Origin of the sequence: Prevotella sp. 10(H), assembly GCF_000711235.1 — a bacterium.
Classification (GTDB): Bacteria; Bacteroidota; Bacteroidia; order Bacteroidales; family Dysgonomonadaceae; genus Dysgonomonas.
Window position 1 is genome coordinate 347367 of the sequence record NZ_JOMI01000002.1, and the last position, 25290, is coordinate 372656.

Sequence of the window (25290 nt, forward strand, 5' to 3'; positions counted from 1 at the left end):
TTTCAGTTTAATTTATTCTTTGCTGAAAACATAGAAACCAAAAGCTTTTTCTATTTTTGTATAACCCATAAATAATTATTGAATGGATTTCAGAACCAGAATAGAAATACCTAAATCCGATCTGAAAATATCTCACAGAAGCCGAATCTTAATGCTCGGCTCTTGTTTTATAGAGAATATTGGAAAACAGCTTATCAGGAATAAATTCAATGTAAACCTTAATCCTTTCGGGGTATTGTATAATCCCCAATCTATAAGTCAGGCTTTGAGGCTGCTTATGGAAAAGAAGAGATTTGCAGAAGAAGATATTTTCGAATATAAAGGACTTTATCATAGCTTTTATCATCACAGTACTTTTTCGGATACGGATAAAAACAGATGCCTTGGAAAGATAAACAGCGGATTGGAAAAATCTTCACAAGATCTTTATTCGGCAGATATCTTATTTATTACATTCGGTACGTCTTATGTCTTTCGTTCAAAAGAAAAAGATATGGTTGTCGGGAACTGCCATAAACTACCGGCGTCTGATTTTGACAGGTACCGCTTGTCGGTAAAAGATATTGTTGCTGATTGGGAAAGTTTGATAAAGCAGTTACGGCAAATAAATCCTTCTCTGCAAATAATATTTACCGTAAGCCCTATACGACACATGAAAGACGGGGCACATGAAAATCAATTGAGTAAAGCTACTCTGCTGCTTGCTATAGACGAACTGATGAAGAAAGGCGATTCTCTTCACTATTTCCCGTCATACGAGATCGTGCTCGACGAACTTCGCGATTACCGATTTTATTACGACGACATGGTGCATCCCAATTTTACAGCAATCAAATATATATGGGAAAGGTTTTCGAATACATATTTCGAAGCCGAAACATATCCTGTTGTCGAAGAGTGGAATAAGATATATCTTGCTCTTAATCATCGCCCGTTTAATACTGAAACAGATGAGTATAAGCATTTTTTAAGGCAAACTTTGTTAAAGCTTAAAGCCTTCGACGAGAAATATCCATACATTTGTTGTAGCGACGAAATATCAGGTTTAGAAGACCTGATATCATAAGAACAGATAACACATGAAATACTCTATACATAAAATAGCGAAAATCCTCGACGCCATCACCTCTGACCTGAACGATGCCGAAATCAGTATTTTACTCACCGACAGCAGACAGGTGTTTTACCCGGCCGAAACTTTATTCTTTGCCCTGACTACAAAGAACAACGACGGACATAAATATATCAATGAACTATATGAACTCGGTGTCCGCAACTTTGTCGTATCTCAGATGTATCCCGAATGGGATGATTTCGAAGATGCGAATTTTCTTATCGTTAGCAAGCCTTTGGCTGCGTTGCAGCGGATAGCGGCTTATCATCGCGCGCAGTTCGATATACCCGTTATCGGTATCACAGGCAGCAACGGTAAAACTGTAGTAAAAGAATGGCTGTATCAGGTGCTTCATCAGGATTTCAATATCACACATTCGCCACGCAGCTACAATTCGCAGATTGGCGTTCCTTTGTCGGTGTGGCAGATGAACGAAAATACGCAACTCGGCATCTTCGAAGCTGGAATTTCCCAGCCGGAAGAAATGTCTAAACTTGAAGCTATTATCGATCCGAAAATAGGTATCCTTACAAACATAGGGCAGGCACATCAAGAGGGTTTCAACTCGATGAAGCAGAAATGTCTGGAAAAACTAGAGCTGTTTATCAATTGCGATGTAATAGTCTGCGAGGAAGAAAATGAACTGATAGACGAATGCATGGAGATCGCCTGCCTGTCGCATAAACGTCTTACATGGTCGCGCAAGGGCTCCAATAAGAGTCCTTTGCATATTATGAAGGTGGAGAAGCATGACAAGTCTACCGATATACATTATTCCATTCTGGGAATGGCCTCGCGCCTGACGATTCCGTTTTCGGATAATGCTTCTATAGAAGATGCTATTCATGTATTGGCGACAGCATTTTACCTGCATGTTTCACTACCCGATATTAATGAGCGTATGTCGCAACTCGAGCCTGTGGCTATGCGTCTCGATGTGCGGCAGGGGAAGAATAATACGACCCTTATAAATGATTCATATAACTCCGATATAAACTCGCTGAACATAGCGCTGGATTTTCTGGCGCAGAGAGCCACAGCCGGAGATCAAAAGAAAGTGCTTATTATATCCGATATCCCACAATCAGGGCTTGCGTTGAAAGAACTTTATTATCTCGCATCCAACCTTGTTGTAAATAAGAAAATAGATTTACTGATAGGGATCGGAAAAGAAATATCGGCGCATAAGGACCTGTTTAAGCAGACCGAAAGTATATTCTTTGATACGACCGACGAATTTATCCATTCCAATGCATGGCACGATTTCCATGATATGTTTATCCTGCTCAAGGGCGCGCGCAGTTTCTCTTTCGAAAGCATCAATAAACTGCTGGAAGTTAAAACCCATGAAACTGTACTCGATGTAGATATGGATGCCATCGTGCATAATTTTAAGTTTTACCGTTCGCGACTGAACCCGAAAACAAAGATGATATGTATGGTAAAAGCCGACGGATACGGTACAGGCTCGTCGGAAGTAGCGAAGACATTACAATACCATAAATGTGATTATCTTGCCGTTGCTGTTGCAGACGAGGGAGTTACACTGCGCAAACATGGCATTAAAGTGCCGATAATCGTGCTTAATTCCGAAGTGGGAGGCTTTGAAGAACTGGCATCCTATTCACTCGAGCCGGAAGTTTATAATTTCAGGATACTCGATGCTTTCATCAAAGAAGCCAAGTTGCAAGGGATAACCAATTATCCTATCCATATAAAAATAGATACAGGTATGCATCGCCTCGGTTTCACAGAAGAAGATATTCCCGAACTGATGAACCGTATCAAAAACCAGACAGGGGTGCGCATCCAATCCGTATTTTCACATCTGGCAGCAAGTGAAAGCTGGAACTTCGACGATTTTACTTTGCAGCAGATAAAAACATTCAAGAAAATTGCGGCAGAAATAGAGAATAACTGCCGTTATCCTGTAATGAAACATATTTTAAATTCTGCAGGAATAGAACGCTTTCCAGAGGAGCAAATGGATATGGTACGACTCGGTATCAGCCTGTACGGTGTGAGTGCCAGCGGCAAGCAGGGGCTCCGCAATGTATGCACATTGAAAACGACTATCCTGCAAATAAAACATATCCCGGCCGGTGAAACGGTAGGATACGGACGTAAAGGACATTTCGACCATGATGCGACTATAGCTACCATACGTATCGGTTATGCAGACGGTATTAGCCGACAATTCGGAAACGGTGTGGGTAGTGTTATTGTAAACGGGCAGGAAGTTCCGATTGTGGGCAATATCTGTATGGACCTGACGATGATAGATGTTACAGGTAAGAATGTAAAAGAAGGAGATACAGTCACTATTTTCGGTGAATCACTGCCTGTTATAGATTTGGCAAAGAAGATAAATACAATCCCGTATGAAATACTGACTTCTATATCGAGCCGTGTAAAACATATATATTATAAGGAGTAATAGATAATTGATAGAATACTTGCAGCCAATAACCGAAGTTATTGGCTTTTATCTTAATAATTTTTGACTTTTGTATAAATTATATCCAGATTCTCTTCAGCCCATGCTTTCTTTTTAAAATTATAGATATTAATGGTTAAATCTACTTTGAATGAGTCTTCATTAATTCGCATTAACGAATTTACCTTGCCGTATTTCGAATTGAATTCAGAATTATTATCTATGATTTTAATTTGTTTGTCAGAATCATAGTCATATGAATAATTTGTAAATCTATCCAGATAAGTAAGTGTTGTATAATCGCCTTCTTCCTCATTAACGAAGACCTGATAAGGATAACGAAAATCAATAAGCCGGACATTATTTGCACTGCCAGGCAGAGGTCTGATCTCTGCATAGTTTCCCGGTGAATCAGGGTCGAAAGTTAGAGGAAATAATGTTACTGTAATGTCTTTGTAGTTACGCATTTCGGATATTAAATCAATGGTTTCTCTACCGTCATTATTCATGTCGATACCGCGCTCGGAGGTTATGGAAACAATTTTATAATAGCCAGGAAATGTATTGTCAAAGTCAGGATTGTTGTCAGCCTCGTTATTGCTGCATGAAATAAGGAAAATTGAGAACAAAACAAAAAATGCTGCACGGATACTATTGGGCGCTTTCATAAGATTTCCGTTTTATGATTATATACAAATATACCAATAATGTAAATATTAGAATATTATTATCATGAAAAATTTTGTCATGACCAATATTCGGATCTGTAACTTATTGTAATTTTAACATATAATAAGAAAGTCTTTTTTATTAAAAGAGAAGTAATTAAGCTGAAAGACAGACAAAAAATATTATTTTTACTTTTTCAGTTTAAAATTGAAACCGGAACATTGTATGTTAGAATTCAATTATACTTTAAGCAAAGAGGATAACTATATCTTCCAATTATATGTTGCTTCTAAAAGTCCGTTAATAAAAAAACAACGAAGAAGGGTCCGATACCTGTTGTTAGCCGTACTCACATTGTTGGGTTTTATTTTCTTTAAAGATAGTGTTGCTACGGCAATTGGTTTTTTTGCGGCAGCAATTATATTTTTCTTTTTTTATTCCGAATATTCCAAGTGGTTTTATCGGCGTTATCTGAGAAAGCATGTCGATGAGTTTTTCGATCCTGATGCCGGAACCACTACTCTCAGAATAACAGAACAAACACTAGAATCGTTTGATAAAAAAAGTAATTCTTCTATCCGGTGGAAAGAATTTCTAAGCTTTATCGAAATAGACAATTATTTCTTTATACAACTGACAAAAGCTATGTACTATATAATCCCCAAAGATCAGGTGGATGAAGAGGAAGTGAGGCGACATCTGCAAAAATGCTCAGAAGAATTTGGTGTGCCTTACGTTTCAGAACTCGACTGGAAATGGAGATAGTTGCATCTTTCATTTTCCGGTAGAATTGTGAAGCTGAATTGTTTAGCCTTATAATATTCGTTTGTGATAAATTGAATCAATTATAACCTAATAATATCTTTATCATGAAAAGGAAAATCAGAATGGGTATGATCGGTGGAGGACAAGGCTCTTTTATTGGCCCTGTACACCGTATCGCAGCATTAATAGACGGACAAATCGAGTTGGTCTGCGGCAGTTTCAGTTCTTCTTTCGAGAATACGAAAGCTACGGGAGAATCTTTATTTCTGCCCGAGAATCGTGTGTATCCTACATTTAAGGAAATGATTGAAAAGGAAGCGCAGCTTCCCGAGGGTGAACGTATGGACTTTGTAGCCATAGTTACTCCTAACAGCCTTCATTTCGAACCGGCTATGCTTGCCCTCGAGAAGGGTTTCCATGTTATGCTGGATAAGCCGATGACTTTAACTCTCGAACAGGCCTACCAGTTAAGGGATAAAGTAAAAGAAACAGGTAAACTTTTTGGATTGACACATACTTATACAGGTTACCCTGTTATGAAAGAAGCCCGCTTCCGTGTTCAGAGAGGCGACCTCGGTAAAATCCGCAGGATATATGCTCTCTATCCGCAGGGCTGGCTGGCTGAGGATGTAGCCGGAGAGAATAAACAGGCTGCATGGCGCGTCGATCCTAAACGATCGGGTATAGCAGGATGCATGGGGGATATCGGTGTGCATGCATTCAATATGATTGAGTATATCACCGGACTGAAAGCTGTGGAAATGTGCGCCGAACTGAACATATTTGTTCCGAACCGCCTCTTGGATGATGACGGTGTAGCCATGATACGCTACGATAACGGAGCAAGGGCAATGCTTGCTGCATCACAAATAGCGGTAGGAGAAGAAAATCCTTTCAGTATCCGTATCTATGGGGAAAAAGGAGGCTTGGAGTGGTGTCAGGAAGACCCGAATACTATGATTATGAAGTGGCCTGACAGACCGAAGGAAATAATCCGTACCAATTTAGGGTATATGTCACCCGTATCTCAGTTCCATAGCCGTGTTCCTGCCGGGCATCCCGAAGGTTATCTGGAAGCATTCGGGAATATCTACCGAAATTTTGCTTTATCGCTGCAGTGTATCTTGGCAGGAGAAAAGCCGAAACCTGAATACCTCGATTTTCCGTCCATTGAAGAAGGAGTGCGCGGCATGCAGTTTATAGAAACTGTTGTTGCTGCATCGGCAAGTAATGAGAAGTGGGTAAAGATGATTCAGTGATTGAATAGCTTCTATTCCCGAAAAACACGATCATATTAATTCTATTACCATAAAACCTAAACATACCTTATGACAACACGAAGAAATTTTATCAGGCAGGCCGCACTATTGGGTGCGGGATTAGTCGTTAGCCCTCATATTATAAGAGCGGAAAGAAGCCGTGTGAGCGCAAACGACAAAATAAATGTCGGGCTTATCGGCTGTAAAGGAATGGGATTTGAAGACCTGAAAGCTTTCCTGCGCAATCCTGAAGTAGAATGTGTCGCCCTGTCGGATGTCGATACAGGCGTTTTGAATGAGAGGGCTGCCGATACGGAAAAGATAACAGGCAAGAAAGTAAAGCATTTGTATAAAGACTGGAGGGAACTGATCGATAATAAAGATATCGATGTTGTTATTGTGGGAACTCCCGACCACTGGCATTGTCTGCAAATGGTCGCAGCCTGTGAGGCAGGTAAGGATGTATATTGCGAAAAGCCGTTGGGTAACAGTATCGAAGAATGTAATATAATGGTACGCGCCGCCCAGAAATATGACCGTGTGGTTCAGGTAGGGCAATGGCAACGAAGCGACCCTCATTGGCAGGATGCAATGGCTTTTGTGCATAGCGGAAAGCTGGGTAAGATACGTACAGTGCGTGTATTCTCCTATCAGGGCTGGTGTCCTTCTATTCCTGTAGTGGCTGATGAGGCTGTGCCTACAGGTGTTGATTATGATATGTGGCTGGGGCCTGCACCGAAACGTCCTTTCAACCGTAACCGCTTCCATTTTACTTTCCGTTGGTTCTGGGATTATGCAGGCGGTCTGATGACAGACTGGGGCGTTCATCTGCTCGATTATGCATTATATGGCATGCAGGTCACTGCACCTAATTCTATCATGGCATCGGGCGGTAAATTCGGATATCCCGACGATGCCTGTGAAACACCGGATCTGTTGCAGACAATTTATACTTTCGACGATTTTACCGTTATGTGGGATCATGCTATCGGTATCGACGACGGGGCATACGGACGTAACCACGGATTGGGTTTTGTCGGTGAAAACGGTACATTAGTTATAGACCGTGGCGGCTGGGAAGTAATTCCTGAACGTGTAAACGGAAAGTCACGTATGGAAGCCGTAGCATTAACCAAATCTTATGGCGAAGGAGGACTTAATCTGCATGTGAAGAATCATCTGGAATGTATCAAATCCCGTAACAGGAATTGTAATGCAAGTGTCGAAATTGGTGCACACATAGCTAAATTCTCCCAACTCGGAAATATTGCCTACCGTACAGGTAAAAAACTTACTTGGAATGGTAAGACCTTTAACGATAAGGAAGCCGATAAATATCTGGTTAAGGAATATCGTAATCCTTGGAAATTACCTAAGGTATAATATGCGATGAGAATTACGAAGAGCCTATTTCATAATTCTTGTCATCGCATTGCGATTGCGGCCTTTGACCCGCAGCAGGGGACACACCCGGCGAAAGCGGCATAGAAAGGAATCGGGCGGGAGCCCGTGTATTCCTTTCAGCCGGTAAGCCGTTGGTGGGTCTGCGAGGGTTGCAGCCTTGATTTTTTGTTTCGTTTTGCATCAAGGCAAAATGAAAAACAAACCCGACAGGGTGCGTTAGTATAACTGTATTATATAAACTAAAAAAATAAACATATGGCACGTCCGGTAACTATTTACACCTTACAATGGGGAGACCTCCCTTTTGAAACTGTTTGCGAAAAAGCACGCGAATTCGGATATGACGGAGTCGAGATAGGACTTCCCAATCACATGGATGTACGCAATACTGACCCTGCATATTACAGGGGTATTAAAGATATAATTGAAAAGAACGGATTAAAATTATTTACAATATCCACCCATATTGTCGGTCAGGCTGTTTGCGACAATATAGACGAACGCCACAAAAGCATTTTGCCCGAACATATCTGGGGAGACGGCGATCCCGAAGGAGTTCGCCAACGTGCTGCCGAAGAATTGATACGTACGGGGCATGCAGCTAAAGCGCTCGGTATCAATACCGTTGTCGGTTTCACGGGAAGCTCTATCTGGCATCTGTTGTATTCTTTCCCTCCGGTAACTAAGGAGATGATCGATAAAGGGTATGAAGATTTTGCGCGTCGTTTTACTCCTATAATGGATGTCTATAAAGAACTAGGAGTGAAATTTGCATTGGAAGTGCACCCTACCGAAATAGCTTTCGATACTTTTTCAGCAAAAAGGACTCTAGAAGCCATTAACTATCATCCGTCATTCGGATTTAATTACGACCCGAGCCATCTGGCATATCAGGGAGTGGACTATGTAGATTTCATCTATCAATTCCCTGAGCGCATTTATCATGTTCATATGAAAGATGTATATTGGAGCGATACCCCGAAGCAGATAGGCGTTTTCGGCGGATATTCCACATTCGGAGACCCGCACCGATACTGGAATTTCCGTAGTATGGGGCATGGCAAGGTACAGTTCGGGGAAATTATCCGTGCTCTTAACTGGATTGGTTATACCGGCCCGTTGTCGGTAGAGTGGGAGGATAGTGCAATGGATAGAAGTCAGGGAGCAATAGAATCCTGTAAATTCGTTAAGGATATCGACTTCGATACTTCGGCAATGGCTTTCGATGCATCGTTTTAAAGATAGTTATCTATAAGAGAATGAATGTTTTTGAGCGAATCTGTTTGTTAATCTACAGATTCGCTCAAATTATTATTTATCTTTGTAACCGGAATGAAAAAGTTTGGACAGACACTTATCCTCCTTGTCGCTGCTGTAACTGTCTTTCTTACAGGTGCGGGCGTAACGATAGTGAACTACTGCTGTACGTCGTGCAGTGGGCAGACTCTTTTTATGACCGGACAACATGTATGTTGCGCCGAATCATTTGAAAACGAAGAAGTAATGAGTTGTTGCTCGTCACATGAAGCGGTTGTGAATGAAACAAGTGAAACTGTTTGCTATGATCAGGACAGCCATTGTACGGCATCCCGCTTATCGATAGATATCGATGCGTCTTCGTTTCGCCCGCATGTATCTGTTCCTTTTATGTGGATTTCCGATGCTTCATTTACTCCGACTTCGTATATACTACCCGAAAAGATAGAGTATTCTGATGAATATATCCGGTTCGAATCACCTCCCGATATCCTCCCGAGGGAATACCTTTCTTTTATAAGAGTACTCATCATTTGATTTTCTCTATTAATTGTGTTGCAGGATGTGTCTCATCTTGTGACAAATACATGTTTACTACTTATTACTAATTAAGAGAATCAAATGAAAACAATCAAACTATTAATATTACTGCTTGCTATTCCGATTTTTAGTTTCGGTAAAGAGATTCTGAAAGGGTATGTATACGATAATCAGAAGCAGCCTCTGATAGGTGCCATGGTGCGATGGGAAAATGCAGAAACGGGAGTTGTAACTAACGATAAAGGCTATTTCGAAATAAGCGGAACGCCGCACAAAGACCATATGCTGACTATATCTTATGTCGGCTTTAAAGATAAGGTGCTGCATATCCATGACTTCAAAGAGGTACAGAATATTGTGCTGGAAGAAAATACAGAACTTGGAGAAGTCGTTGTAGAACGTACTCCTCCGGGAACAATAAAATCGAGAACCAACATCCTGCAAACAGAAAAGATAACAACGAAGGAACTGCACCGCGCTGCATGTTGCAACCTTTCTGAAAGCTTCGAAACGAACCCGTCGGTGGACGTATCCTTCAGTGATGCAGTGACAGGTGCGAAGCAAATTCAGTTACTCGGCCTTGCCGGAACTTATGTACAGACACTGACCGAAAACTATCCGAACTTTCGAGGACCTGCGTCTATATATGGTTTGGACTATATCCCCGGCCCATGGATGGAAAGCATTCAGATATCCAAAGGGGCGGCTTCGGTAAAGAACGGTTATGAATCTATTACCGGGCAAATGAATGTTGAATATAAAAAGCCGAATAGTGCCGACCCGCTGAGCCTGAATGTATTTGCCAGTGATGCCGGACGCTATGAAGGTAATGCCGATGCTGCTTTCATTCTGAACGATAAGCTGAATACAGGTATATTTCTGCATTATTCGAATGAAACGGCTTCACACGATGATAATGACGATAGTTTCCTCGATGCGCCGAAGAAGCACCAGTTCAACCTGATGAACCGCTGGCATTATATGTCGGGACGATATGCCTCGCAATATGGATTCCGTTTCGTACAGGATTACCGTACCAGCGGACAGACACTGCATACACTCACCCCCTCTTCCGTAAACAAAGACAATCCGTATGAAATAACCGTGAATGCAAACCGCGGAGAATTCTATACGAAGAATTCCTATATTATCGATGAGGAACGGAACGGCAATGTGGCACTGATTTTTACAGGCTCGTATCACGACCAGAAGTCGCAATTTGCTGCTAATAAATATAATGTGTACGGAAATAACCTTTACGCTTCGTTGATGTACGAAACCGAACTTGGTAAAATGCACCAACTGAGTACAGGCCTGAGTATGAACTGGGATAAATACAACGAGTCCGTATATCTGGCTCAGCCTATTACCAATCAACCAGGAGAGGAAACAACCACAGGCGGTTATCTGCAATATACTTTCAATCTGAATGATAAATTTATAGCATTGGCTGGTTTGCGTGGCGACTACAGTTCATTGCACGAAAAATTCTTTGTGACTCCGCGCCTGCACCTGAAATTTATGCCGGTGGAATGGCTTAATGTGAGGGCTTCGGCAGGGAAAGGATATCGAACGGTGTTTGTGATGCCAGAAAACAGTTTCTACCTTGCCAGCAGCAGAAAAATAGAAATTGCTAACGACCTGAAACAGGAATCGGCATGGAACTATGGTGCCAGTGTATCATTCCATATCCCAATTAATAATGAAGAACTGACTATCTCCGGTGAATGGTACCGTACTGATTTCGATAATCAGGTGGTAACGGATATAGACAGCAATCCGCACGCAGTGATGTTTTATAATTTACAGGGGAAATCTTACGCCAATAGTTTTCAGGTAGAGGCTTCTTATCCTTTGTTTAAGGGATTTAATATACTGGGGGCTTACCGCTGGATGAATGCGAAGACAAACTATGGTGGCAAGTTAATGAAGAAACCCCTTGTGAGTGATTATAAAGCATTGGCAACAGCATCATATGAAACGAAGTTGAGAAAATGGGTGTTTGACTTCACTGCGCAATTTAATGGTGGCGGACGCATGCCTACGCCCGATGCGGTAAATCCGTTATGGAATACGACATTCGATTCGTTTACGATACTGAATGCACAGATAACAAAGAATTTCCGAGATTGGAGTATTTATATCGGTGCGGAGAATATCACCGACTTTAAACAAAAGAATTCGATAATCTCACCGGAAAATCCTTTCGGAGATAGCTTCGATGCCACAATGGTGTGGGGCCCAACAATGGGACGGAAGTTTTATGTGGGGTTGAGGTATGCAATAGGGAAATGAGTGACTAATCATTTTATTTCTAGTGAAGCGAGATATCTTTCTATAAGACATGTTTCGTTTCATTACGAATGATAGAATTAGTTATCTTTTTTGATTCATTAACTCTATTACCTTATCTATAACTAGAAATGGATATTGACTATGAATTACTCGATGACAATTAGGACAAACTAAACAAACATTGTCCAAACTAGTACCATGGTCCTCTTCCATATCCATGATAGCTTTTAAATGGTGCACTTCTATGTAGTCAATACCATATTTATCCATAAAATTAAAACCACATATTTCACAAAAGATTTTACCATCATGCGTATCTCTAAACTTGCGCTTTGCATTAGCAACTAATTTTCTATTGCGTTCTCTTCTCTTATGCTTACCTTCCAAAATTCGCCCTTCTTTGTATTCTTTTCCATTATTATTCGCCAATTTTTCAAAAGGTGTACCAGAAAAGTCGAAGAACCAGTATTGTCGTTTATTTTGATATACTTCTATATCTAAAAGTTCACAATATTTTATATAGGCTTCTTCTATTTTCGGGTCATAATTAAGTTTTTGTTTTGCAAGCTTCTCGATAACTGGTGTGGTTTCTTTACCATCTTTAGTGTCATTATCAAGATGTTTTTGCATATCATTGTCTTTGTAGCCAATAAATCGACTGGGTGCAAAATGCCATTCATCTTGAACTTTATAAGCGATTAGGTTTTTCCCTTTTTGAATAAGAGATAGGGCAAATTCTCTTTCTTGAGTAGAAAAATCATCTCCTATATAGGCTTCAATTGTTAAAAGATTATCTTTCAAATCTTGTATGGTTTCAATAAATATTTCTTTTTGAGGTATCTCATAATCTTTTTCTATTATTTCTAATATGTTATTAGAGATTTCTTTTTCCATATATCCTTCATCTGTTAAATATCTCATATTTAAAGAATCCTCATTATGCTGCAAGAAATATAAATCATATTGTCCAGATAAATAGACTCCTTCTTTTCTGGGGATAATACTTTTTAATTCTTTTTCTATATTTATTTCAAGAATCGTTATTCTATTCAATTGCTTATCTATAAGCATTAAATGTAAAATACCTCTAAATGAATTTGGCGAAATAGTAAACCACCACTGTTTATTTTTTCTATTTATAAGATTAGAATAACGAATTGAATTATATTTTGTTTTCAATTCTTTTTTTAACTGTTCCATTCTTAGAGTAAAGATTTAAATAAAGGTTATTCGTCAAAATAATACTCAAACTCAAAAGCAAGGCTATTATATGCTTCCTGTTTTATCAAGTCACTATCATCTTTATAAATAGACAGCTTCGTTAAAATAGCATCCGCTTCTTCTTTCGACTGCCGACCGATATTTTTTAATGCTAATAATGCGGCATTTCGCAGAAACATATTATCGGAAGTTACATCATTCCAAACGGAGTGGAGAGCCTCAGCTGATTGCTTTTCCAGTTTCTTTATTAAAAATAAACGCGCAAGCAGCCAGTACCCTGTTGTCCGTATATCCTCATCTTCGTTATTACTCGATTCCAACGCCAATTTATTGGCAAAAGGGAGATTCTGTAGAAGATTGAGTGATAGTTGTTCCCTTATTTCCTGATTATGAATAGAAGCAATCCAATTATTTGCTGTTTCTACGGTGAAATCGTCAATAGGGTATAATAATGTAGCCAGAATTTTCAATTCCCGGGTGTCCTCTTTCCATAGAGTTTCTGCCAGTTCAGCATTCGGCTCATATCGTGTGGATAAATCCTTTATCTGCTGTATAGACAGACCGAAATTTACCTTGTAAGCCATGCCGCGTTTGCGCATACTTGTAGAAGCCACTCCGTTCATAGCCTTACGGCATCGTTGGCGTATATCCCTTAATATATCTTCGTACATTTGATTTTTATGCTTCGTAATCTACTGCTTTCCTGTCCGTAACGGCTTCGCGTATAAACGGGAGTTCTGCCTGATGCAGCGGGTGATTCTGATAAGTATCTAATGCCTCTTTGTTTGTCAGTTCAGAATAAAGTACCACATCGAAATTTCCTCCGCCGAGAATATCTATACCTACTTCTATTTTCAAGAGTCCGTCGATTTTACCGCTGAGGGCTTCCAGTTTTTCTTTTACCAAGCGGGCATTTGTCGCTTTATCATTTCCGTGGGCTTCCTCTTTGAGCTTCCACATTACAATATGTTTTACCATTGTATATATTTATTTTTTATAGTCTTCGGGTGAGAGTGCCGTTTCGGCGAAAAGGGTACCGTCCATCAGATAGTAAGCATAAATAACAGTCATTTTATCGCTTTTGAACATATCAATATCTTTCCCTTTCATCTGTTGCAAAGCAAGACTAAGCATAGGTTTTACATTTCTGATAAATTCTTCTGCAGAAACGGTCGGTACCTGCGTGAATGTATAACAGTATTTATACTCGTTCTTAGATACTGCCACTGCTTTATCCAACCTGATTCCTCCCGGCATGGGCTTCGGCAAATCTTTATTTGTTTCTTCCGCCAGTTTTATAAATTTTTCTTTTGGAGCTTCTGTCTTCGTGTCTGTTGACGTGGTTTCTGCCTGTTCATCGGTCTTTGTTTTTGAACCGCAACTTGCCGATATTCCTGCTATAAGAATGCTGCATAGTATGAAGAGTATTGTCTTTTTCATATCCGTTGATTTTAAATAACGGGCTAAAGATAAGTATTTGGATGTAAAGAGGCAATCTTACGGTATGTAATTAATGTAAAAGGAATGGGAGGAGTGAAAGAAATTTATCTATATAGAAGTAGTTGGTAGCCTTTAGCTGTAGCTTATAGCTCTTTGAAATGATTAGTGGTCCCTCCAACCTTCCCAAAGGGAGGCTTCTGCGAAAAAGATAGATATCTGTTACTTTTGTTACCTTTTAACATTGTATCTCGCAAAGACGCAAAGACGCAAGGACTCAAAGAGATGTTGTTGACTGATAACTGGTGACTGATACTGAAAAATACGTTACTTTCGTTACCTTTTAACTAAATATGGTTAATAAATGTAAATGTGAAATTGAAAACCAAAAAGCTAACGGCTAAAAGCTATCAGCTAATAGCTATAAAATCGTTACTTTCGTTACTTTTTAACTATATATTGTTAAAATATGTAAATTTACTAGAAGGGATTTATATCTTGATATCAATAAAGAAACTGGCAAGTAATAATATATTGAGGAATGTTACAATAGAAGCAATGCCGTAAAGCAGTACTTTGGTCGATAAAGGATTGGAATATTTCCCCATAACCTCGGTCGAAGAAGTAAGCCTTACCTGAAGGAAAACCGTAATCGGCAATTGCATACTCAGTATAGCCTGTGATATAATCAGTCCTTTGAACGGGTCGCCTATCATGAAGATAATTATCAGGGCAGCACCAAGTGAGATAGCAACACCAATACGTGAATGGATATCCTTTATGTTATAGGGTTCGTCATACATTCCGGCAAAGATGGAGCCTGCCGCGATGCCTGAGGTCATTGAAGAAGATATTCCTGCCAGAAGTAAGGCAATAGCAAAAATGATGACAGCGTTGTTACCCAAAAGAGGCTGTAATAATGAATGAGCCTGCTGCAAATCGTCTACAACAACTCCCTGCTTAAAGAACGTAGATGCAGCCAGCAATATCATGGCGCTGTTTATCGCCCAGCCTATAACCATGGAAAAGAATGTGTCGAAGAACTCGTATTTCAGTTGCTTCTCCATTACCTTTTCGTCTTTCAGGTTCCATTGGCGGCTTTGTATCACTTCCGAATGTAGGAACAGATTATGCGGCATGACTACGGCGCCCAGCACGCTCATAATTATCAGCATACTCCCCTGCGGAACAGACGGTACCACCCACGATTTGGCTGCTTCGCCCCATTCGATGTCGACCAGAAAGAGTTCATAGATAAAAGACAGGCCGATAATGGAAACGAAGAAGATAATATAGCGCTCTATCTTTTTATACGAGTTGGAGAACATCATGACGAATACGAAGACAGCGACCATAACCGCTCCTACCTTAACAGGTATGTCGAATAGCATATTCAGGGCGATGGCACCTCCCAGTATTTCGGCCAGTGATGTGGATATGGATGCACCGATGGCTGACCAGAGTACAACCCGCGAACCTGTTCTCGGCAAATATTTATTAGCCGCTTCGGAAAGGCACAGACCGGTGACAATACCCAGATGGGCGACATTATGCTGTAAAACGATAAGCATAATAGTGGACAAGGTGACTACCCAAAGCAGTGCATAGCCGAACTCGGAACCTGCGGCGAAATTCGACGCCCAGTTGCCGGGGTCGATAAAACCCACGGTAACCAATAGCCCGGGCCCGATATATTTGAGGATTTCCAGCAATCCCGATTTTTGTTTGGGATTGACAGTGTTATAGTCTTTCTTTATTCTGTTAAAAAGGTTCTTCATTCTTTCCGAGTGTGTTTTCTATCACTTTACTAGATTAAACAGCAAAATTAATAGTTTGTTTACAGCAATAGTCTGTTTTAGCGAAAAGAACCAAAAGCTGTTCCTCTGTGCTATCCGGTCCATTTTCCCCGTTATTCATCAGTAGAGTAGCTTGTTATGTAACAGAGGTTTGATAATGTAATAGTTGTTGTCTCTTTTCATAGTAAATAAATACTGAAGTATTATATCCGGCTCCATTTCTCTATTGGTGTAAACTTTAATCCTTTGGGATCGACTGATTTGATGATATTTATAATTGACTCATGGTATAGTTTAAGCCCTGTATCTTCTTTTGCTTTATACATGAGGCGTTCCTCAATAGGGATTTGCGATAAACATTCTTTATCCAAAACAATTTTCCTGATGCCAACCCATTCTCCGCTTCTGTTTATCTTCTTATACACACTTGCTTTTTCATCAAATGTCCGGATACTGTGGTATATGGCAGCTATCCAAAATCCCTTATATTCCTTGCTATCTTCATTGATGACCGTTTTAACAAGCTGGAAGTTTTTAATTGGCAGATACGGTTTTAGAGCATCACACACCTTCTCGGAAAAGACAGAATAAGTATCTAATCGCAGAAAATCAACATCCATATCGGGATTTTTATTGGGAATCAAAAATTGCAAATGTGCGAGATAGTTTTTTGCTACAGGGGTTTCATAGTATAGAAAATTAGTGCTGTTCGGCCCACTTCCTCCATTGTTCATCAACAAGACAGTCCGTTCGGTAATCACCGGTTCAATAATGTAATAATTAAAGTCTTTTTCCATAGTTAAAGCTAGTTTAAAATTTAGTGTTAAGTTGTTCTAGTTCTTTATTAATATTTCTTCTTCTTATCCCTTACCGATGAGGCATATACGCCGAACAGGCAAAGTATCAGGCATATGATGAACGTAATGCGCATACTTGCGATGAATTGGGCAGATAATGAGGGTGACATCTCCACATTTCCTATCATAATGGAAATGGCCATAATTGCGATACCCATACTGAATGCTTGACCTGTAAGACGCATGGTCCCCATGGTGGCGGAGGCGAGTCCGTAATGCTTTTTCTCTACCGAACTCATGATAATGTTTGTATTCGGAGAAGAGAATATGCCAAATCCCAGTCCTAGAAGTACAAGTATTGCTCCTAGGAAGTAAAAGCTGGTAGTTTCCGTAATAAAGCACAGGCCTACAAGTCCGACTGCTATTATCCCCATGCCGAGTGTTGCCAAAAATGTTGCAGACATCTTATCCGAGAGGCTTCCTGACTTTAAGGATGCAAATGCCTGAATAATAGATTGCAGAATCAGCAACAGACCTGCATCACGCGGACTCAATCCTCTGACATATTGCAGATAAAGGCTAAGCATAAAAGATATGGCAAATGTAGCCGAATAGTTAATCAGGGCAGAAAGAGAAGAGAGCCGAAAGACTCTGTTCTGAAGGAATACCCTGATATTGAATACAGGAGATTCCTGCTTCTTCTCATATACTGCGAAGCATAAGAGAACCGCTACCCCACTGACTATAAAGATAAAGCCTTTGGTATGCGGGAGTTCCGAAAAACCGTATATCAGTGCCGACAGACCTGCTGCAAATAAGATGGAACCGACGGTGTCGAACTTGCTCTTCGTTTCTTCTTTCCAGTCGTCTTTTATTATAACGATACCGCCGATAGCTACGATGAAACTGACCGCTGCGGATACGAAGAATATGCTGTGCCAATTGAAATACTGAGTAAGGATTCCCCCGATAAAAGGGCCTGCCGCCAGAGAAAAGTACACCGATGCAGCAACCATCCCCAAGGCTTTACCCCTTTTCTCTACGGGTACAGAAGTAGTAAGGATTGCTGTGCTGGTTCCAAACATCATTGCGCTACCGATACCGGCAAGCAGACGGTATGCTATAAGACTGAATCCGGTAGTTGCCAGTCCGCTCAATATCGAAAATATAGTGAGGACAATAACACCCCAGATAAATACCTTACGGCGTCCTATCATATCGGCTATACGGGCGCAGGGTATCTGCAATATGGCTGTTGACAGCATATAAGAAGTAGGCACCCACCCCGACATAACGGCGTCGAGCGACAAGTCGCTATTGATATACGGTAATGCGAGATTGAGCGCCGAACCCATGAATGGGACTAAGGATGCAGCCAGACAAATAATGAATAATAGGGCACCGGTGCTTGTATTATGAGTTTCCTGTGTCATATTTTTTCTTTTTTATCTATATCTCAAGATATACCGATTCTTCAAAAGGAAATAGGTATGAAATGAATATTATAGGGGCCTTTATTTATCATATATATATGTCGTTTTATAAATAACCTGTAAAATTATCAAAATGTTTATACTATAGGGCAATAATCGCTGACAATTACAGGCTTCTTCCTGAAATTTTCGCGGTACATCCCAACAATATTTTATCTTTGTAGCCTGTTTATTAATATTTCAGCGTGCGTACATGACCGAACAGAATATTCTACTTGCATTTATCCTGACAGCTGTTGCCGGTTTATCTACAGGCATAGGGAGTCTGATCGCTTTAATAGCCAAGCATACCAATACCAAGTTCCTTTGTGCATCACTTGGTTTCTCGGCAGGTATTATGCTCTATGTCTCTTTTATGGAAATGATGCCGCAGGGCAAAGAGGAACTGGTGCTGGTTTTTGGGGAGAAAATGGGGACGCTGTATCTGATACTTGCCTTTTTCGCCGGTATAGCATTTATCAACCTGATAGACTTTGCCATTCCTAAATCCCTCAATCCGCATGAGATACAAGGGGTAGAGGATATGGATAACAAGCGTTCTTTGAAACGGACGGGTATCGTTGTCGCCCTATCTATAGCTATACACAACTTTCCCGAAGGAATCGCCACTTTTACATCTGCCCTTGGTTCTTTGGATGTCGCCATACCTATTACCATAGCAATTGCCATACACAATATACCCGAAGGTATTGCCGTAGCTGTTCCTATCTATCATGCTACGGGTAGCCGCAAAAAGGCATTCTGGCTATCATTTGCTTCCGGTTTGGCCGAACCTTTCGGTGCGCTGATAGCTTATCTTTTCCTCATGCAGTTCTGGACTCCGGTTATGAACGGAATTATTCTGGCTGCAGTTTCCGGCATCATGGTTTTCATCTCCCTCGACGAACTGTTGCCCAGTGCTGAGAAGTACGGGAAGCATCATCTTTCCATTATGGGATTGGTCGCCGGTATGCTGGTCATGGCATTCAGTCTTTACCTCTTTGTATAGTTTCAATTGTTAATTACGTGAAGTCAGGATACTATTTCGTCATTGCAGGCGGCAACTTCCTACAATAGTGGATTTAACGCTCTGTATATCCCGAATATTCTTTTATATTTGTAAATTAGTATCTTATAATAAACACAATAGACACAAATGGTATCGTTATGAAAAAGCATCTATTCTTCCTCAGTTTCTTTCTATTGTCGTGCCTCTTTATTGCTAACTCATGCAAAAGGGACGGTAAACGGGAAATCAATCCTGCATTTGCCAAGTATATAGCAGCATTTACCTACGGTAAAGTATCTTCGTCATCGGAGATACAGATAGAACTTACTCAGGACATCCCGACAGTTGAGCTGAATAAAGAGATAGACCAAAAGCTTTTCAGGTTTTCCCCTTCTATCAAAGGAAAGGCTTATTGGTCCAGCAACCGCACCATAAAGTTTGTACCCGAACAGGGAGAACTACAGCCCGGAAAAGAATATGAGGCTTGGTTCGAACTGGATAAGGTGCTGAAGGTAGAGCGTGACTTCAAAGAGTTCTACTTCCATTTCCATATACCTGGTCAGAACTACAGTATTAGCATGATGCCTTACTCGCCTATTAAGGAAACCGACCTGAAGTGGAATTCGGTACAGGCGACAGTGCTTTTAGCTGATGATGCGCCATTGGATAATGTTACTAAGATGTTCAAACTTTCTGGAGGGGATAAAGCGGGAGAGGCAAAGATTAAAGTTAGCCCCGCACAGACAAAAGGCCGCTTCAACCTATTGATTGATAGCTTATACAGAGACGATGCGGGTAATGAATATACGCTTCATGTAAACGGAGATCCGATAGGCCTTAAAAAGACGGAGGATATAAAGATTGAAATACCTAAGATACCTCAGTTTGAAGTCATAGATGTAGCCATGGAACATGACCCGCAGGAATGTATCCGTGTCACGTTCAGCGATCCGCTTTCTTTGAACCAGAATATACATGGCTTAGTGAAGCCGGGCAATGTAGAAAGTTTTTCTTATGATATAGAGAAGAATGTGCTGAGACTTTATCTGGATAAGACAACCCGTGGTACAAGTATTGAGCTCACCGTATACAAAGAAATGAAGAGCGTGGCCAATGCTTCTCTGAAACAGGATTATACGTACAGTGTCAACTTTGAACGCAATAAGCCTGAAATAAAGCTGACTGCTACAGGCAATATACTACCTAATTCCAACAATCTGATAATACCGTTTCAGGCGGTAAATCTGTGGGCGGTAGATGTGAAGGTTATCAAGATATATGAGAACAATGTTCTCGGTTACTTACAGGCTAATAACTTTGGCGGAAATGACGAACTGAAACGCTTCGGCCGCCTGATACTAAAGAAACGCGTGCGTCTGGATGAAGACCCGACTTTGAAACTCGAAGAATGGAACAACTTCTCACTCGATCTGGCTACGATGATCAAGCAGGATCCGGGAGCCGTTTACCGTGTGGAGTTCACCATGAAGAAAGAATATTCCTTGTATCCTTGTGGCGGAGCAGTTCCACAGATACCGGAAGAAGCCAGCCTTGAAAGATTCAGCAACCAGATATCAGAGGAAGAAGAAGCCAAATGGGACAATCCGGGCTACTATTATTCCGACGAATGGGATTGGGATGATTATGACTGGGAAGAGCGCGAAAATCCGTGTCATCCGACATTTTATATTAATAAGTCTTACAGTTGTGTTGTGTTGGCTTCGAATATAGGGATGACAGCTAAACTCGGCGCAGACAAGAAGATGTATGTTACCCTTACGGATATCCTTTCCACAAAACCTATATCGGGAGGTGTGGTCGATATATACAACTATCAGATGCAGCGCATAGGAAGCGGACGAACCGACGCCAACGGCTTTGCCGATGTAGAATTCAAAAGCGGTGTTCCTTTCGTGGTAATAGCATCGCGCGACAAGGAAAAAGGATATCTTAAAGTGACTTCCAATCTCTCGCTTTCGCTGAGCAACTTCGATGTGAGCGGTAAAGAGATACAAAAAGGTCTAAAAGGCTATGTATATGGTGAGCGCGGTGTATGGCGTCCGGGTGATTCCATATTTGTAACTTTCATACTGGAAGATAAAGGCAATACCTTGCCTAAGGAACATCCTGTATCACTTGAATTATATACCCCTCGCGGACAGATGGCGCAACGCTATGTTTCCACATCCGGCAAGTATGGTTTCTATCCGTTCCGCATGGCTACCGATGCCAGTGCGATTACCGGTAACTGGCAGGCACGGGTGAAAGTAGGAGGTGTGACTTTCTATAAAACGTTGAAAATAGAGACAGTAAAACCTAACCGTCTCAAAGTACGCTTGGATGCAGGAGAAATGATTGATGCCGGTTCGGGTACTTTCTCAGCCGAACTATCATCGCAGTGGTTGCATGGAGCGCCTGCTGCAAATCTTGCGGCCAAAGTGGAAATGACATTGAGTTCGGTAGGTACACCTTTCAAGGGCTATGAGAATTATGCATTCAACAATCCGGCTTCCAACTTCTCATCGGACACGTATACAGTCTTCGACGGAAAGCTCGATGCATCGGGTAATGCCAGTGTAGAAGGAAATCTCCCACAGGCTGCAAGTGCTCCGGGCATGTTGCGTGCCAATATTGTTTCGCGGGTATTCGAGTCCGGTGGAGATGCAAGTATCTATACGCAGACAGCAGCTTATTCTCCTTTCCCAGCCTATATCGGGATAAAGTCGCCGACCGATACCCAATATGGCTGGCTGGAAACAGATAAGGACAATATGATAGATATAGTTACTCTTAGCCCGCAAGGCAAGCCGGTAAACCGTTCTAATCTGGAAGTTAAGATATATAAACTGGATTGGTCGTGGTGGTGGAGTTCGAACAATAATTTGTCTTCATACGTGAACAATACATCTACTAAGGTTATACTGGACCAGACGATAGCAACTAAAGGCGGAGGAAAAGCCAAAGTGAAATTCCGTGTCGATTACCCTGAATGGGGCCGTTACCTGATAATGGTTACCGACGAAGACGGAGGACATGTTTCCGGACGCTTGCTGTATGCCGACTGGCCGTCGTGGCGCGGACGCTCCGATAAGCAGGATCCTAGCGGATTGACTATGTTGTCGTTTACAACAGATAAGCAAAGTTATAAAGTCGGTGAAACCGTAACGGTTATTTTGCCTAAGAGTTCAGAGGGACGTGCATTGATAAGCCTTGAAGACGGTTCACGTGTAATTTCTCGCGAATGGGTATCGACAACGGCAAAAGAAGATACGAAGCATACATTTAAGGTGACAGAAGAAATGGCGCCGAACTTCTATATTTTCGCCAGTCTCTTCCAGCCTCATGCGCAGACGGATAATGACTTGCCGATACGTATGTATGGCGTACTGAATATAAATGTGGAAAACAGCGAAACGAAACTGACTCCTGTTATCAGTATGCCGGATGAACTACGGCCTGAAAAGGAATTCACGGTTTCCGTTACTGAAAAGAACAAGAAGGATATGACCTATACTCTCGCTATTGTGGATGAAGGTTTGCTTGATCTCACATCTTTCCGCACACCGAATGCATGGAGTGAGTTCTATTCGCGTCAGGCGCTGGGAGTACGTACCTGGGATATGTTCGATATGGTAGTAGGAGCGCAGACCGGAAAACTCGGCCCGCTGTTGAGTATCGGAGGGGATGAAGCTCTGAAACCGGGTAATAATACCATGAGCCGCTTCAAACCGGTAGTCAAATATCTGGGGCCGTTCACACTTAGTGGCGGTAAAACAGATACACATAAGATAACGTTGCCGCCGTACTTCGGTTCGGTACGCCTGATGGTCGTTGCCGGAAATACCAAAGGTGCATATGGTAATGCCGAAAAAGCCGTTCCGGTACGCAATCCGTTGATGGTATTGTCTACATTGCCACGTGTAGCAGGCCCTGACGAAGAGATACTGCTTCCGATCAATGTATTTGCTATGGATAAAAAAGTGAAGAACGTGTCGGTTAGCGCTCAGTCTACAGGACTCTTCCAGTTTACCGAAGGAACCACTCAATCGGTATCCTTTACCGAAACGGGCGATAAAATGGTGTATTTCAAAGTAAAAGTGGGTAAGAAGACCGGTTTCGAAAAGATTGTAATCAAAGCCACCGGAAACGGCGAATCTGCCACTGAGACCATAAATATAGAAGTCCGCAATCCGAATCCTCCAATACTCTTGTCTTCACAGGCTCTTGTCCCTGCAGACGGAGCTACACAGCTCGAAATCAATTTCGAGGCGCCAAAAGATGAAGATTGGGCTAAGATGGAGATATCACGCATGCCGGGTGTCGATCTGAATAAGAACCTTTCCTATCTGCACGATTATCCGCATGGATGCTCTGAACAGGTAACCTCTAAGGTATTCCCGCTGCTGTATGTACAGGCTTTCCGTCCGTTCTCTAATAAAGAGAAAGACGTGATAGACAATAATATCAGGGAAGGAATACGGATGATAGCTTCGCGTCAGCTTATCGACGGAGGAATTGCATACTGGCCGGGAAATGCCACCCCGAACGAATGGGTAACCAATTACGCTGGACATTTCCTTGTGGAAGCACAGCGTGCAGGACGTGATGTACCGGCATCGGTGATAACCAAATGGAAGCAATTCCAGAAGAAGGCCGCACAGAACTGGAATAGAGCAGACCTTTATACTTCATATTACAGCAACTCGATGTCCGACCTGCAGCAGGCATACCGTTTGTATACCCTCGCCCTTGCCGGAGAGCCTGAATTAGGAGCTATGAACCGTTTGAAGGAAATGAGCGGATTGTCTGCTCAGGCACGATGGCGTCTTGCTGCCGCTTATGCACTGGCAGGTAAGAGAGATGCTGCTAATCAGTTGATAACAAACCTCAGCGATATGGTAAGCCCTTATTCTTTCAATAATAACACGTATGGTAGCGCGCCTCGTGATATGTCGATGATTATGGAGACATATCTGTTGCTGGGTAAGACGGAGAAAGCATTGGCCTTATCATTCAAGGTATCCGAAGCGTTGAGCGGAAGATATATAACTACTCAGACTGCAGCTTACGGACTGATAGCAATGTCCAAACTGGCAGAAAAAATGGGCAAGGGGGTTATTTCATACGAATGGGAACTGAACGGAGTGAAGCAAACGACCGGAAACTCCGGTGATGTATTCCAGGAAATAGCATTGAAGCCTCAGAATAAGATTCATATCTCTATTAAGAATAAAGGACAGGGGCAGATATTTGTCCGCTTACTTGGTCGTACGCAGCCGATAGTGGATAATAGTCCTGCGCAGAGTAACGGTACTAACCTGTATGTGAAGTACGTGGATGAGAACAACAAGGAAATCGATGTTACTTCTTTGAAACAGGGTACTGAGTTTTATGCCGATGTTATAGTGCAGAATATCTCAGGTCAATATCTGACGGATATGACATTGAGCCAGATATTCCCGTCTGGATGGGAGATATTCAATACCCGCCTGTTTAATGAGGCAGATAAGCGTACCGGAGGTGCGTTTAACTATCAGGATATCCGCGACGACAGAGTATATACTTACTATAATATCAGCACCGGATATTCATCATCTTTCCGTATCAGGCTGCAGGCTGCATATTGCGGGAAGTTCTATCTTCCGGCTATTACGAACGAACCAATGTACAATCCGTCTGAGCAAAGCCGTACTACCGGACGCTGGGTAGAAGTTAAGCAATAGAGATAATGAGGCCTGATAAAGACTATCAATAATAAGCAGAATAGGGTATTTATCAAATAAATACCCTATTTTTGTATAATATTCATCTACATATA

General features: G+C 41.5%; 19 protein-coding genes. 10 read left to right on the forward strand and 9 right to left on the reverse strand.

The window, feature by feature from the left end; genetic code table 11:
• The first annotated feature begins 82 nt into the window (after positions 1-82).
• Positions 83-1066: a GSCFA domain-containing protein gene (locus K348_RS0105055; RefSeq protein ID WP_029903567.1), complete on the forward strand. Its 984-nt coding sequence runs from the start codon at positions 83-85 to the stop codon at positions 1064-1066.
• A gap of 13 nt (positions 1067-1079) precedes the next feature.
• Positions 1080-3551 carry a bifunctional UDP-N-acetylmuramoyl-tripeptide:D-alanyl-D-alanine ligase/alanine racemase gene (locus K348_RS0105060; protein ID WP_029903569.1) on the forward strand — a complete coding sequence of 824 codons (2472 nt, stop codon included), beginning with the start codon at positions 1080-1082 and terminating at the stop codon, positions 3549-3551.
• 53 nt (positions 3552-3604) lie between these two features.
• Here the strand turns inward: K348_RS0105060 and K348_RS0105065 are convergent, their stop codons facing one another.
• Positions 3605-4219, reverse strand: a complete 615-nt coding sequence (locus K348_RS0105065; protein ID WP_029903576.1) for a hypothetical protein — start codon at positions 4217-4219, stop codon at positions 3605-3607.
• 226 nt (positions 4220-4445) lie between these two features.
• Between K348_RS0105065 and K348_RS0105070 the strand changes: the two genes are divergently transcribed.
• From K348_RS0105070 to K348_RS0105080, 3 genes are all read left to right on the forward strand, one after another.
• Entirely contained in the window at positions 4446-4985 is a 540-nt protein-coding gene (locus K348_RS0105070; protein ID WP_029903578.1) for a YcxB family protein, read from the forward strand.
• Between the two features lie 104 nt (positions 4986-5089).
• Positions 5090-6244, forward strand: coding sequence for a Gfo/Idh/MocA family protein (locus K348_RS0105075; protein ID WP_029903580.1), 1155 nt, complete (start codon positions 5090-5092; stop codon positions 6242-6244).
• A gap of 69 nt (positions 6245-6313) precedes the next feature.
• Positions 6314-7627: a Gfo/Idh/MocA family protein gene (locus tag K348_RS0105080; protein ID WP_029903581.1), complete on the forward strand. Its 1314-nt coding sequence runs from the start codon at positions 6314-6316 to the stop codon at positions 7625-7627.
• 13 nt (positions 7628-7640) lie between these two features.
• On the opposite strand, the gene K348_RS0105085 is transcribed toward K348_RS0105080, so the two are convergent.
• The gene (locus K348_RS0105085) at positions 7641-7829 is read right to left on the reverse strand and encodes a hypothetical protein (RefSeq protein ID WP_029903583.1); all 189 of its coding nucleotides are present in this window, start codon (positions 7827-7829) and stop codon (positions 7641-7643) included.
• 74 nt (positions 7830-7903) lie between these two features.
• On the opposite strand from K348_RS0105085, the gene K348_RS0105090 reads away from it, so the two are divergent.
• From K348_RS0105090 to K348_RS0105100, 3 genes are all read left to right on the forward strand, one after another.
• Positions 7904-8887, forward strand: coding sequence for a sugar phosphate isomerase/epimerase (locus K348_RS0105090; RefSeq protein WP_029903587.1), 984 nt, complete (start codon positions 7904-7906; stop codon positions 8885-8887).
• A gap of 93 nt (positions 8888-8980) precedes the next feature.
• Entirely contained in the window at positions 8981-9442 is a 462-nt protein-coding gene (locus K348_RS18980; RefSeq protein WP_081852516.1) for a hypothetical protein, read from the forward strand.
• Positions 9443-9526: 84 nt separating this feature from the next.
• Complete coding sequence (locus K348_RS0105100) at positions 9527-11740, forward strand: TonB-dependent receptor (protein ID WP_029903591.1); 2214 nt, start codon at positions 9527-9529, stop codon at positions 11738-11740.
• Between the two features lie 81 nt (positions 11741-11821).
• Here the strand turns inward: K348_RS0105100 and K348_RS18365 are convergent, their stop codons facing one another.
• The 7 genes from K348_RS18365 to K348_RS0105135 all read right to left on the reverse strand — a co-directional run bounded on the left by K348_RS18365 (position 11822) and on the right by K348_RS0105135 (position 18424).
• The gene (locus K348_RS18365; RefSeq protein ID WP_051697630.1) at positions 11822-12940 is read right to left on the reverse strand and encodes an HNH endonuclease; all 1119 of its coding nucleotides are present in this window, start codon (positions 12938-12940) and stop codon (positions 11822-11824) included.
• Positions 12941-12966: 26 nt separating this feature from the next.
• Positions 12967-13632, reverse strand: coding sequence for a DNA alkylation repair protein (locus K348_RS0105110; protein WP_029903595.1), 666 nt, complete (start codon positions 13630-13632; stop codon positions 12967-12969).
• A 7-nt stretch (positions 13633-13639) separates the two neighbouring features.
• Entirely contained in the window at positions 13640-13939 is a 300-nt protein-coding gene (locus K348_RS0105115) for a Dabb family protein (protein ID WP_029903607.1), read from the reverse strand.
• A gap of 9 nt (positions 13940-13948) precedes the next feature.
• Positions 13949-14401, reverse strand: coding sequence for a hypothetical protein (locus tag K348_RS0105120; RefSeq protein WP_029903609.1), 453 nt, complete (start codon positions 14399-14401; stop codon positions 13949-13951).
• A 488-nt stretch (positions 14402-14889) separates the two neighbouring features.
• A complete protein-coding gene (locus tag K348_RS0105125) occupies positions 14890-16176 on the reverse strand; it encodes an Nramp family divalent metal transporter (protein ID WP_029903611.1) in 1287 nt (428 codons plus the stop codon).
• A gap of 221 nt (positions 16177-16397) precedes the next feature.
• The gene (locus K348_RS0105130; protein ID WP_029903612.1) at positions 16398-16991 is read right to left on the reverse strand and encodes a hypothetical protein; all 594 of its coding nucleotides are present in this window, start codon (positions 16989-16991) and stop codon (positions 16398-16400) included.
• Positions 16992-17038: 47 nt separating this feature from the next.
• Positions 17039-18424, reverse strand: a complete 1386-nt coding sequence (locus K348_RS0105135) for an MFS transporter (protein ID WP_029903615.1) — start codon at positions 18422-18424, stop codon at positions 17039-17041.
• Positions 18425-18677: 253 nt separating this feature from the next.
• Here K348_RS0105135 and zupT point away from each other — a divergent pair, with 253 nt between their 5' ends.
• Together zupT and K348_RS0105145 are read left to right on the forward strand one after the other, a co-directional pair.
• The gene (gene zupT / locus K348_RS0105140; RefSeq protein WP_029903617.1) at positions 18678-19472 is read left to right on the forward strand and encodes a zinc transporter ZupT; all 795 of its coding nucleotides are present in this window, start codon (positions 18678-18680) and stop codon (positions 19470-19472) included.
• 158 nt (positions 19473-19630) lie between these two features.
• Entirely contained in the window at positions 19631-25195 is a 5565-nt protein-coding gene (locus K348_RS0105145; RefSeq protein WP_029903620.1) for an alpha-2-macroglobulin, read from the forward strand.
• Positions 25196-25290: the final 95 nt, after the last annotated feature.